Origin of the sequence: Streptomyces sp. B6B3 (assembly GCF_039871525.1) — a bacterium.
Classification (GTDB): Bacteria; Actinomycetota; Actinomycetes; order Streptomycetales; family Streptomycetaceae; genus Streptomyces.
Genome location: NZ_JBDPLU010000006.1, coordinates 281053 through 292424, shown reverse-complemented (window position 1 = coordinate 292424; position 11372 = coordinate 281053). Strand labels below are relative to the sequence as shown.

Below are 11372 nucleotides of genomic sequence, written 5' to 3'. Positions count from 1 at the left end.
CACCGGCGGCGGCCGGGCCGTCGTCGTGGGCGGGGGACTGGCCGGGATCACCGCGGCACTGGCGCTCGCCGACCTGGGCCAGGCCGTCACGCTCGTCGAGACGCGGCCCCGGCTGGGCGGGCTCGCCTTCTCGTTCCGCCGCGCCGGGCCGTTCGGCGAGCTCACCGTGGACAACGGGCAGCACGTCTACCTGCGTTGCTGCACCGCCTACCGCGGGTTCCTCGACCGGATCGGCGGCGCCACGCTGGCGCCGCTCCAGCGGCGCCTCGACGTGCCGGTACGGGACGTCGTCAGCGGCCGGACGGGCCGGCTGCGCCGCACCGCGCTGCCGGTGCCGCTGCATCTGGCGGCCGGCCTCGCCCGCTATCCGCATCTGGCGCCCGCCGAACGGCTCGCCGTGGCCAGGGCCGCGCTCGCGCTCCGCCGCCTCGACCCGCGGGACCCGGCGCTGGACGGGCAGGACTTCGCCGGCTGGCTGCGCCGGCACGGGCAGTCGACGCGCTGTGTCGAGGCGCTGTGGGACCTGGTGGGCGTGGCCACCCTCAACGCCCGCGCGGCCGACGTGTCGCTGGCGTTGGCCGCGAAGGTCTTCCGCACCGGCCTGCTCAGCGAACCCGGGGCCGCCGACCTCGGCATCCCGCGGGTGCCGCTGGGCGAGCTGCACGACACCCTGGCCCGCGCCGCGCTCCGCCGCGCCGGGGTGCGGGTGCTGCTGGCCACCGGCGCCCGCGCGCTGCGCCGCGCCCCGGACGGCTGGCGGCTGGCGGTCGGCCCGCGCCGGCGCGACCCGGGGACGCCCCCCGCGCCCCCGGAGTTCGGGCGGGACCCGGCCAGCACGGACGCCACCGAGGCCGGCGGGGAGCTCGTCGCGGACCGCGTCGTGCTCGCCGTGCCGCCGCGTGAGGCACACCGGCTGCTGCCCCCGGGCGCCCTGGCCGACGCCGACCGGCTGCTCGGGCTCGACACCGCGCCGATCCTCAACGTCCACGTGGTCTACGACCGGCCGGTGCTGCGCGGCGGGTTCCTCGCCGCGCTGGGCGGCCCGATCCAGTGGGTCTTCGACCGCACCGGACCCTCGGGCCTCGACCGGCTGCCCGGCCGCGGGCGGGCCCAGTACCTGGCGCTGTCGCAGTCCGCCGCGCACGACGAGATCGGGCTGCCGGTCGACGCGCTGCGCGAGCGCTACCTGCCGGCGTTGGCGCGGCTGCTGCCGGCCGCCGCGGGAGCCGGGGTCCGCGACTTCTTCGTCACCCGCGAGCCCTCGGCCACCTTCGCACCCACCCCGGGCGTCGGGCGGCTGCGCCCCGGCCCGGTCACCGGCAGTCCCGGCCTCTCCCTGGCCGGCGCGTGGACCGCCACCGGGTGGCCCGCGACCATGGAGGGCGCGGTGCGCAGCGGTCTCGCCGCGGCCATGGCAGCCACTCGCACAACGGCTAAGGAGTACGCGTGAACGCGGCCAACCCCCCTACCGACGCACCCGCGCTCCCGCCGGACACCGTCGCCGAACTCCTGGAACGCGGGCGCGCGCTGACGACCCCGGCGCTGCGGGCGGCGGTCGCCGGGCTCGCCGCGCCCATGGACACCGTCGCGGCGTACCACTTCGGCTGGATCGACGCCCAGGGCCAACCCGCCGACGGCGACAGCGGCAAGGCGGTGCGTCCGGCCCTGGCCGTGCTCTCCGTCGAGGCGGCCGGCGCCGACCCGGAGGCCGGCGTGCCGGGCGCCGTCGCGGTCGAGCTGGTGCACAACTTCTCGCTGCTGCACGACGACCTGATGGACGGCGACGAGCAGCGGAGGCACCGGGACACGGTGTGGAAGGTGCACGGCCCCGCGCAGGCGATCCTGGTCGGCGACGCCCTGTTCGCGCTGGCCGGCGAGATCATCCTGCGGGACGCCACCGCGGCGGCGGCCCGCGCCGCGCGGCTGCTGGCCACCGCCAGCCGCCGGCTCATCGACGGGCAGGCGCAGGACATCGCGTTCGAGCACCGGGAACGGGTCAGCCTCGGCGAGTGCCTGGAGATGGAGGGCAACAAGACGGGCGCCCTGCTCGCCTGCGCCTCCGCCATCGGCGCGGTGCTGGCCGGCGCCGACGAGACGGTGTCGGGGCCGCTGCACGTCTACGGCGAGCACCTCGGGCTCGCCTTCCAGGCGGTCGACGACCTGCTCGGCATCTGGGGCGACCCGCGGGCCACCGGCAAGGCGACCTGGAGCGACCTGCGGCAGCGTAAGAAGTCGCTGCCCGTGGTGGCCGCGCTGAGCGCGGAGAACGCGGCGGCCGAGCGGCTGACCGCGCTGCTCATGGCGGACGCCAAGAAGAGCCGCGAGGAGTTCGAGGACTTCGACGAGGCCGAGTTCGCCACCCGGGCCGCGCTCGTGGAAGAGGCCGGCGGCCGGCGCTGGACCGCCGAGGAGGCCCGCCGGCAGCACGACGCGGCGCTGACCGCGGTGCGCGACGCCCGCCTGCCGGCCGAGACCCGCCGCCGCCTGGAGGCCCTGGCCGACTTCGTGGTGGTCCGCCAACGCTAGACGCTGGCGCTTTGCCTGCCCCGCATGCCGGATCAGCGCCCTGCGGGCCCTGATCCGGCCCGGCCCCGGCAGCCGGGGCTCTGCCCCCGCCCGGCCGGCCCGGGTCCGGCTTCGTGGGTTCGGCCACCCCGGCTTGGCCGCCCCCCAGCTCGGGCCCGCAGGTCCCGCCCTACCCGGCCCGGCCCCGCAGGCCCGGCCGCGCAGGGCCGGCCGCGCAGGGCCGGCCGCGGCGGCCGGGGCTCTGCCCTGACCTGACAGCCCTGGCCCGGCGGCCCCGGTCTGGCCGGCCCGGAGCCGGCTTCGTGGGGCTGGGCCTGTGGCTCCGGTCACTGTGAGTCCGGCCTCGCGGGTTCGGCCTTTCTGGCTTGGTCCGCACGGGGCCGGTCTCTCTGGTTTGGTCATCGCGGCCCGGCCCGTGGGGCCGGTCTTGGTGGTCGGCCTTCGGGTTTCGCTTCGGGCGGGGGGCGGCTTCCCGTGGCGCGGCGCGCGATCCGTTCGGGTGGCGTTCGCCTCCCGGTGCGTCCAAGGGCCGGTCCGCGCGCGAGGGCGGCGGCGACATCGGGCTCCCGGCGCCGCGCAACGCCGTTCTCGTGCCCGTCAGGACTCCGTGAGCAGCGCGGTGCGGAGGCGTTCCTGGTCGGCGGGTGGGAAGGCCAGGCCCTCGGACAGATAGCGTTCGGGGCCGCCCCAGGTCTCGTCGATCTGGGCGAAGGCGGCGTCCAGGTACGTCGCGCGCGCATCGAAGAGCGGCGCCAGCAGCCGCGTGACCTCCTCCGAACGGACGCTCTCCGCGTCGTTGCGCAGCAGGCGGTAGCGGCGGTGCGGCGCGTTGGACATCAGGTAGTCCGCGGTGATCGCCTCCCGGTCCACCCCGAGCGCCAGCAGCACCACGGCGACCGCGAGCCCGGCCCGGTCCTTGCCCGCCGCGCAGTGCAGGAGCGCGGGCACCGCTCCGCCGGCCAGGGCGCGCAGCACCCGGCCGTGCTGCTCGGTGCGGGTCAGCACCATCCCGCGGTAGGTGGCGAGCATCGACGCCTCCGCCGCGCCGTCCGGCAGGGCCGCGCGCAGCTCGTCCAGCGTGCCCGAGCGCACCGTCCGCCAGAACTCCTCGCTGTCCGCCGCGTCGGACAGCGGGATGTTGACGTTCCGCACGCCGGACAGCGGGACGTCGGGTCCCTCCAGCGCCTGGTCGGACGCGTTGCGGAAGTCGAAGACGGTGTGCAGCCCGAGGCCCGCCAGGAAGTCCTGGTCCGTCGGGGTGGCGTGCGCGAGGTGACCGCTGCGGAAGAGGCGGCCCGTCCTGACTCGGCGCCCGTCCGGCGCCGGCAGGCCACCCACGTCGCGGAAGTTGCGTACCCCGGTCAGCGCCGGCTCGACGGACGGTGGCTGGGGCTTGGTCACGGATCCTCCCGGGTCGGCGTGCGATCCCTCCGACCTTAGGACAGGAAAAACAGATGATCATACGCACGCCCTCCGGATCTTCGCGGTGGGACGCCGTATGTCCGGATCAGCGGATCAACCCGGCGATGACTACGATCTGCTACGGAAATGCCCGAAACCGGACTGATCGCGTGCAGTGAGGGTTCGTCATGCCGCTTTCGGGTGACTTCAGGGGGGTCCTGGTCTCGGAGGAAGAGGGCGCGATGTTCAGTGAGCTGGCCCAGGATCCACTGCGGCTCGACGCCGAGGCGATCGACTACGTCCTGCTCGCGCTGTACTTCGTCTTCGTGCTGGGCATCGGCTACCTGGCCCGGCACATGGTCTCGACGAGCCTCGACTTCTTCCTCTCCGGCCGGGCGCTGCCCGCCTGGGTCACCGGCCTGGCGTTCATCGCGGCCAACCTCGGGGCGATCGAGATCATCGGAATGTCCGCCAACGGCGCCCAGTACGGCATGCCGACCATGCACTACTTCTGGATCGGCGCCGTCCCGGCCATGCTGTTCCTGGGCATCGTGATGATGCCGTTCTACTACGGCTCGAAGGTGCGCAGCGTGCCGGAGTTCATGCTCCGGCGCTTCGGTCCCTCCGCGCATCTGGTCAACGGCATCAGCTTCGCCACCGCGCAGATCCTCATCGCCGGCATCAACCTCTACCTGCTGGCCAGCATCGTCAACGCGCTGCTCGGCTGGCCGCTGTGGGTCTCGGTGCTGGCCGCCGCGGCCATCGTGCTCAGCTACACCGCGCTGGGCGGGCTGTCCGCCGCGATCTACAACGAGGTGCTGCAGTTCTTCGTGATCGTCGCGGGGCTTCTGCCGTTGACCATCGTCGGCCTCGACCGGGTCGGCGGCTGGGACGGCCTGACCGACCGGATCACCGAGAGCCCCGGCGGCGGGGAGCAGCTGTCCGCCTGGCCGGGCAACGAGCTGACCGGGTTCGACAGCAGCGTGCTGAGCGTCATCGGCCTGGTGCTCGGGCTCGGCTTCGTGCTCTCCTTCGGCTACTGGACGACCAACTTCGTCGAGGTGCAGCGGGCCATGGCCTCGCGCAGCATGTCCGCCGCGCAGCGGACCCCGATCATCGGCGCCTTCCCGAAGCTCTTCATCCCCTTCATCGTGGTCGTGCCCGGCATGATCGCGGCGGTCAGCGTGCCGGAGCTCGCCGAGTTCAAGCGCACCGGCGAGGGCGACGTCGACTACAACGACGCGATCCTGCTGCTGATGCGGGACCTGCTGCCCAACGGCATCCTGGGCGTCGCGCTGGCCGGCCTGCTGGCCTCGTTCATGGCCGGCATGGCGGCCAACCTCAGCTCGTTCAACACCGTCTTCACCTACGACATCTGGCAGGCGTACGTGGTGAAGGACCGGCCCGACGCCTACTACCTGCGGATGGGCCGCTGGGTGACGGTCGGCGCCACGGTGGCGGCGGTCGGCACGGCGTTCATCGCGTCCGGCTACTCGAACCTGATGGACTACCTCCAGCAGCTGTTCTCGATCTTCAACGCGCCGCTCTTCGCGACCTTCATCGTCGGCATGTTCTGGAAGCGGATGACGCCGACGGCGGGTTGGCTCGGCCTGGTGTCCGGCATGCTCTCGGCGGTCACGGTCTTCCTGCTGCACCGCGGCGACGTCCTGTTCGACCTGTCCGACCAGGGCGCCAGCTTCCTCGGCGCGGGCGTGGCGTTCGTGGTGGACGTGTTGGTCAGCGTGCTGGTGACGCGGCTGACCCGGCCCAAGCCGCCGGGGGAGCTGGTCGGGCTCGTCTACTCCCTCACCCCGCGCGAGAGCCTGCGCGCCTCGGTCACCGGCCAGGACGCCGGCTGGTACCGCCGCCCCGGGCTGCTGGCCGGCATCGCGCTGGTCATCGTGATCGCGCTCAACATCGCCTTCGGCTGACAAGGAGACACCATGGCTGGGCACGCCCGCGGCAGCGGCGGCGCCGCCGCCCGCGCCTTCGACATCAGGCTGATCATCGCCCTGCTGTTCGCCCTCTACGGCGTCGTGCTGACCGCGGCCGGACTGCTGGGCTCGGACGAGGAGACCAACAAGGCGGCCGGGGTGAACATCAACCTCTGGGCCGGGCTCGGCATGCTGGCCGCGGCCGCGGCGTTCGCGCTCTGGGCCCGGCTGCGGCCGGTCGCCCTCCCCGAGCGCCCTGTCGGAGAGGACGGGGAGGAGGCCCGCGAGGGGGGCGCGCCGGGCCGTGGCCCGGCCGGCGAATGACCGCGGGCGCGCCCCGCCCTCCTACGCCCTCCTACTCGACCGGGGGCCGGCCGAGCGCGACCATCACGTCCTGGACGTTCCGGTAGGTGTCCCGGGGCGGCAGCTCCCGCACCTGGTCGACCAGCGGATCCGGCGCGTGCCGCTCACCGAGCGTGCGCAGCAGGTCGGCGCGGCGCGCGGGGAACGGGGTGCGGCCCAGATAGCGGGCGAGGTCGCTGCGCAGCGCCTGGTTCTCGCCCCCCGGCGCCGGCCCCGCGGGGACCTGGGGATCGTCCTCCGCGTCGGGTTCGGGATCGTGCCACTCCTCGGCGCGGGTCCGGTGGCCGGACCGCAGCCGCCCCTCCAGCTCGTGCTTCATCTCCTCGTCCCGCCGTGGGCCGAGTCGGTCGCTGCCACGCTGCATCGTCTCCTCCGTCCCCGTCTCCGGCGCCTCGGATCCCCCGGACGCCTCGGCTGCCTGCCGTGTCTGCTCGGGTGCGGGGGCACCTCCCGGGCCCCTCGGGCCTGGGGTGGGGGCACCTCCCGGGCCCCTCGGACCTGGGGTGGGGGCACCTCCCGGGCCCCTCGGACCTGGGGTGGGGGCACCTCCCGGGCCCCTCGGGCCCGGGGGAGGGTCCCGCCGTTCCGCCCGCTCCTCCGGCTGACCTGCGTCGCTCATCCGCTCCCTCCTGCCGTCGGTGACCGATGAACCGCCCGGGTACCCGGGCACCGTCCCCACCACACGGGCGGCCCGGGGTGTAGCCGGCCGCGTGGCGGGTACCCGAAGCGGTCAGCGTCACGCCGCCGGAGGGGAACCATGGCAGAGGGCGACGACATCATCGCCGAGCTGATAGAGGACCAGTGGCGGCTGGAGGAGGTGCTCCGTGAGCTGGCGGCGCTGCCGCGGGGCGACGGACAGCGGAAGGTGCACGCCAACCAGCTGACCGTCGAACTGGTGCGGCACCTGGCCATCGAACAGGAGCTGTTGCGTCCGCTCGTCCGGGCCACGCTGAGCGACGGCGAGCTCCTCGGCGAGCAGGCGGCCAGGGAGGCGGCCCGCGTCGAACAGCTGCTGCGGAAGCTGGAGGGGGTGGAGGCGGGGGCCGGCCGGTTCGACCGCCTCACCGGCCAGCTGGTCGAGCGGGTCCGCGAGCATCTGCGGCGGGAGCACGAGGTCTTCTTCCGGCTCCGCGAGTCGGTGCCCGAGCACACGCTCGCGGACCTGGGCACGAAGGCCCGCCGGATCAAGTCGGTCGCGCCGGCCCGGCCCTACCCCCCGTCCGACCCTGGCCTGGGACCGGGTCCCGGCATGGTGGACCGGGTCCGGGAGGCCGTGTCCCGATGGCGCGATCCCTCCTGACGCCTGACGCCTGATGCCTGACACCTGACGGCCCGTCCGCGCGGCCGGCTCGGTCGCGCACCACGCCTCGTGCTCACACCGTGTGTTTACGGTCTGGGTGTTCGGGCAGGTGAGGGATTAGTCGTGCTTCGGACTGGAGGCACATCTCGCGGGAGTGGTTTGGCCTCCTGTGTGTGCTCTGGTCCGGGCGCTCCTGCGGTGTTGGGTTTGGTCCGCCGAGGAGGGAGCGTGAGTGTGATGGCTGGTACACAGGTTTCGCGGAGGTCGCGTCGTCGGCACCCGCATCACGACACTCCGGATACCGCTGAGGCGTTTGTGCGGTTGGCGGGGATGGAGCCGGGGGCGGCGCGGGATGCGTTGGTGGAGGAGATCGTTCGGGCGTGGATGCCGATGGCGGGGCGGTTGGCGCGGCAGTACCGGAATCGTGGGGAGAGTCTTGAGGATCTGACGCAGGTGGCGCATCTGGGTCTGGTCAAGGCGGTCGGGCGGTATGACCCGTCGTTGGGGTCGGCGTTCGAGAGTTATGCGGTGCCGACGATTCAGGGGGAGATCAAGCGGCATTTCCGTGATCATCTGTGGGGGTTGCATGTGCCGCGGCGGGTGCAGGAGTTGCGGAATCGGGTGCGGGTGGCGCACAACGAGTTGTGTCGTTCGGTGGACGACCGGCGGGTGGATGTGAGGGCGTTGGCGGAGCGTACGCGGTTGTCGGAGGACGAGGTGCGTACGGGGTTGGACGCGATGGACAGTTACGCGGTGTTGTCGTTGGACGCGGAGCTGGCCTCGCAGGGGGAGGGGTACTCGCTGCTGGATGTGTTGGGGAAGTCGGAGGGGGCGTATGAGCGGGTGGTGGCGCGGGAGGCGGTCGCGCCGTGTGTGCGGCGGTTGCCGGAGCGGGAGCGGCGGATTCTGTATCTGCGGTTCTTCAGGGGGATGACGCAGCGGAAGATCGCCGAGGAGTTGGGGATCTCCCAGATGCATGTCTCCCGGTTGTTGTCGCGGACCTGCGCGAGCCTGCGGGAACAGGTCGAGGCCGGCCAGACTCGCGGCTCCCGCACCGCCTGACCCCCACCACCACCACACCACCCCACGGGAGGTGCGGCGCGGATCAGCCAGCCGCTGGTCCGCGCCGCGTCCCGTCGACGGCGTGCAGCACGGCCAGCGCGACGTGCCGGGCCATCCGGTCCATGGCGCTCGCCTCGGCCAACCGGAACGGGCCTCGCCCGCCCGAGCGGACCAGCGTGATCACGCCCCGGACGGTGCCCGACGGCAGCAGCAGCGGCATGCACAGGAACGACGACGCCTCGGTGAGCGCCAGCACCGACGTGCCGTCCGCGACCTCGCCGAGGGCGCGCATGTCCTCGGGGCTCACCTGGAGCGCGCTGCTGCCGACCCGTGCGGCCTCCCGTATCAGCGGGGCCGCGCTCGGATCCTGACCGGACAGCGCGTCGGTCGCGGCCTCGCCCGCGGCGTCCCGCGGCCCCAACACGCCGACCCGGCGCAGCCGGCCGCCGTCGGTGGCGCTGACGTCGACCAGCACCCAGTCGGCGAACCGGCCGCGCAGCAGCCGGCCGGCCCGCAGCAGCAGCTGGTCGGTGCTCGCGCTGCGATGGGTGAGCAACGCGGTCGCCATGTCGTCCACCAGGTCCATCAGCTCGGCGTGCCGGCGGACCTCGCCCGGATCGGGCCGCGGCCCGCCCTCGACGGACACGGGTGCGGTGAACGCCCCGCCGTCGGGCAGCGCCGCCGCCGGCTGGAGCACCGCCAGGACCGCGCTGCGCCGCTGGCCCGACGGCCGCACCGCCGTCAGCGTGACCCGCAGCCCGCCGGCGGTCTGGTGGCTGCCGCGCCCGGAGTGCACGCCCCGCATGAGTTCCACCACCATGCTGCGGTCGCCCTCGTTGCGGGCCACCGCGGCGACCTGGCTGCGGAAGGCGGCCCGGTTCTCGTGCCGGAACGAGGCGGTCAACGACCGGCCCGTCGCGTAGCCCGCGCGCATGCCGAGCAGGCGGCAGGCGGCGAAGTTGAGCCGGCGCACCACGCTGTCCTCGTCGAGCAGCACGACGGCCAGCGGCAGCCGCTGGAACAGGGTCCGCAGCAGCTGCTGCTCCCGGCTGCCCGAGGGCGCGGCGGTGCGGGCACGCGCTCCCTCGAGCGCCTCGTGGCGCGGCCACAGCACGTCGACGGCGTACTGCAGCTCGAAAAGTGCCGTGTCGAAGGCGGCCAGACGCTCCTCGGGGGGCAGTGTGCGCGCCACGCGCAGTTCTTCGACCCGCTTGCGGAAGCCGGTCAGCTCCGCGCCGAACTCATCCGACTCGGCCATGCCCGCACACTAGTACTCGTGACGGGGGGTGACGCCACTCGGCGGTACTATTATCCCGATTCGTGGTGCATTTCCGGGCGAACGTCCGCATCGGCGCCGCCCGGATCCCGCGGAACCGGTCACTCCGGAAGGAGCCCGCCGCGGAGCAGGTGGGGCTCGGACACCACCTCGGCCTCGACGCCCCGTCCACGGTTGCCCACCACCGTCTTGGCCAGGTCCACGAGCTTGCTGTTGGTGCGCTGGGAACGCTGGCGCAGGATCTCGAAGGCGGTCTCCGCGTCGCAGCCGAGAATGTGCATGAGGATGCCGCAGGCCTGGTCCACCACCGGCCGGGTGCGGATCGCGGTGTCCAGCTGGTCCGCCTCCGTCAGCACCTCCTCGAAGCGCTGGTCGCGCACCAGGGTGTGCGTGGCGAGGTCGCCCACGAGCGCGGTCGCCGTCCTGGTCTGGTCGTCCATCAGGCCGGGCCGGAACCCGCAGACGGTCACCGTCACGGTCACGCCCTCGTGCCGGAACGGCAGCGTCGCGCAGGACCGCACGCCGGCGTCCAGCGCCACCGTGCGGTACTCCGGCCAGCGGTCCTCGGCCAGCAGATCGTCCGTGCCCGCCGGCTCCCCGGTGCGGATCGCCGCCGGGATCGGGCCCTCTCCCGATTCCCACTGCACGGCCACGAGCGGGGCGAGGTCCGGGTGGGTCAGGCCGGTCGGCGGCTCCGACTCGGCGGCTGGGCCGCTCTCGTCGATCGTGAGGGTCGCCGCAGCGCCGCAACAGGCCGGGGCGCACGCGGCGGCCTGTTCGGCGAGCTTCACCAGCATGCTCGCGGGTGGCCCGGCCCCGATCAGCCCCGGAGGCTCGGGCAGTGCTGCAGGCGCATGATCGGACATACATACCGCCTGCCCGAAAGCTCCGGGCTCAAAACGACGGCGCACGGCGGCCTCCGGGCGCCTCGGTTGCGCGAACTCACGAACGGGCGGGCCGCCCCGGCCACCTCTTCACGCGGAATCACGAAGACGCGCCGGCGGCGCGCTGACAGGCTGGGAGCCCAGCACTCACCACCAGGGAGGCCACGATGAAGAGAACCCCGCTCGCGGTCGCGACCTCCCTGGTCGTGCTCGCCGGGACGGCCTCTGCGGCCTGGGCCGCTCCGGCGAGTACGCAGGTGGCCCCGAACGCGCCCGCCGCGGGCTGCTGGGAGCTCGCCGAGCAGCTCCACTACCCCACCAGCGACCACCCCCGCTGGACCTACACCCACCGCGTCGAGTGGTGCGGCGACGGCACCTCGGTCACCTGGTGGGAGACCCCCGACCCCGACATCCAGGTGGCGGACGACACCTGCGCGTCCGAGGGCGTCAAGGAGCGGCGGGAGACGCCGGGCGACCCCGGATGGGAGATGTTCAGCATGGGCGGGCTCTCCTGCCAGGACGGCGCCGAGCCCTACCAACTCAACCCCTGGGTGACCGTGACCGTCTACCCGGACGGCGAGTACGAGGTGCGGAAGGCGATCGCCGGAAGCCCCTACGAGTGACCA

At 73.8% G+C, this 11372-nt stretch carries 11 protein-coding genes; 7 read left to right on the top strand and 4 right to left on the bottom strand.

Annotated features, from left to right (window positions below; all coding sequences use genetic code 11):
* Positions 1–25 precede the first annotated feature (25 nt).
* Entirely contained in the window at positions 26–1450 is a 1425-nt protein-coding gene (gene hpnE / locus ABGB06_RS15925) for a hydroxysqualene dehydroxylase HpnE (RefSeq protein ID WP_347589848.1), read from the top strand.
* On the top strand, positions 1447–2526 hold the full coding sequence (locus ABGB06_RS15920) for a polyprenyl synthetase family protein (RefSeq protein WP_347589665.1): 1080 nt from the start codon (positions 1447–1449) through the stop codon (positions 2524–2526). The genes hpnE and ABGB06_RS15920 overlap by 4 nt, the downstream gene beginning before the upstream one ends.
* Before the next feature lie 597 nt (positions 2527–3123).
* On the opposite strand, the gene ABGB06_RS15915 is transcribed toward ABGB06_RS15920, so the two are convergent.
* On the bottom strand, positions 3124–3927 hold the full coding sequence (locus ABGB06_RS15915; RefSeq protein WP_347589663.1) for a tyrosine-protein phosphatase: 804 nt from the start codon (positions 3925–3927) through the stop codon (positions 3124–3126).
* 242 nt (positions 3928–4169) lie between these two features.
* On the opposite strand from ABGB06_RS15915, the gene ABGB06_RS15910 reads away from it, so the two are divergent.
* Both ABGB06_RS15910 and ABGB06_RS15905 read left to right on the top strand, forming a co-directional pair.
* Positions 4170–5858: a sodium:solute symporter family protein gene (locus ABGB06_RS15910; protein WP_347589661.1), complete on the top strand. Its 1689-nt coding sequence runs from the start codon at positions 4170–4172 to the stop codon at positions 5856–5858.
* A 12-nt stretch (positions 5859–5870) separates the two neighbouring features.
* Complete coding sequence (locus ABGB06_RS15905) at positions 5871–6185, top strand: hypothetical protein (protein ID WP_347589659.1); 315 nt, start codon at positions 5871–5873, stop codon at positions 6183–6185.
* Between the two features lie 31 nt (positions 6186–6216).
* Here the strand turns inward: ABGB06_RS15905 and ABGB06_RS15900 are convergent, their stop codons facing one another.
* Complete coding sequence (locus tag ABGB06_RS15900; RefSeq protein WP_347589657.1) at positions 6217–6588, bottom strand: DUF2795 domain-containing protein; 372 nt, start codon at positions 6586–6588, stop codon at positions 6217–6219.
* A gap of 393 nt (positions 6589–6981) precedes the next feature.
* Here ABGB06_RS15900 and ABGB06_RS15895 point away from each other — a divergent pair, with 393 nt between their 5' ends.
* Complete coding sequence (locus ABGB06_RS15895) at positions 6982–7524, top strand: hemerythrin domain-containing protein (protein ID WP_347589655.1); 543 nt, start codon at positions 6982–6984, stop codon at positions 7522–7524.
* Between the two features lie 237 nt (positions 7525–7761).
* Positions 7762–8586, top strand: coding sequence for a SigB/SigF/SigG family RNA polymerase sigma factor (locus tag ABGB06_RS15890; RefSeq protein WP_347589846.1), 825 nt, complete (start codon positions 7762–7764; stop codon positions 8584–8586).
* Positions 8587–8629: 43 nt separating this feature from the next.
* On the opposite strand, the gene ABGB06_RS15885 is transcribed toward ABGB06_RS15890, so the two are convergent.
* Both ABGB06_RS15885 and ABGB06_RS15880 read right to left on the bottom strand, forming a co-directional pair.
* Positions 8630–9844: a PAS domain-containing protein gene (locus tag ABGB06_RS15885; RefSeq protein WP_347589653.1), complete on the bottom strand. Its 1215-nt coding sequence runs from the start codon at positions 9842–9844 to the stop codon at positions 8630–8632.
* Between the two features lie 119 nt (positions 9845–9963).
* The gene (locus tag ABGB06_RS15880; RefSeq protein ID WP_347589651.1) at positions 9964–10728 is read right to left on the bottom strand and encodes a GAF and ANTAR domain-containing protein; all 765 of its coding nucleotides are present in this window, start codon (positions 10726–10728) and stop codon (positions 9964–9966) included.
* Between the two features lie 185 nt (positions 10729–10913).
* On the opposite strand from ABGB06_RS15880, the gene ABGB06_RS15875 reads away from it, so the two are divergent.
* Positions 10914–11369, top strand: coding sequence for a hypothetical protein (locus tag ABGB06_RS15875; protein ID WP_347589649.1), 456 nt, complete (start codon positions 10914–10916; stop codon positions 11367–11369).
* The last annotated feature ends 3 nt before the right edge of the window (positions 11370–11372 follow it).

Bases quoted from the DNA above. Each gene is read 5' to 3' on its own strand.
- ABGB06_RS15905 (WP_347589659.1), top strand. From the start codon at position 5,871: ATGGCTGGGCACGCCCGCGGCAGCGGCGGCGCCGCCGCCCGCGCCTTC.
- ABGB06_RS15880 (WP_347589651.1), bottom strand. From the start codon at position 10,728: ATGTCCGATCATGCGCCTGCAGCACTGCCCGAGCCTCCGGGGCTGATC.
- ABGB06_RS15885 (WP_347589653.1), bottom strand. From the start codon at position 9,844: ATGGCCGAGTCGGATGAGTTCGGCGCGGAGCTGACCGGCTTCCGCAAG.
- ABGB06_RS15890 (WP_347589846.1), top strand. From the start codon at position 7,762: ATGGCTGGTACACAGGTTTCGCGGAGGTCGCGTCGTCGGCACCCGCAT.
- ABGB06_RS15900 (WP_347589657.1), bottom strand. From the start codon at position 6,588: ATGCAGCGTGGCAGCGACCGACTCGGCCCACGGCGGGACGAGGAGATG.
- ABGB06_RS15875 (WP_347589649.1), top strand. From the start codon at position 10,914: ATGAAGAGAACCCCGCTCGCGGTCGCGACCTCCCTGGTCGTGCTCGCC.
- ABGB06_RS15910 (WP_347589661.1), top strand. From the start codon at position 4,170: ATGTTCAGTGAGCTGGCCCAGGATCCACTGCGGCTCGACGCCGAGGCG.
- ABGB06_RS15895 (WP_347589655.1), top strand. From the start codon at position 6,982: ATGGCAGAGGGCGACGACATCATCGCCGAGCTGATAGAGGACCAGTGG.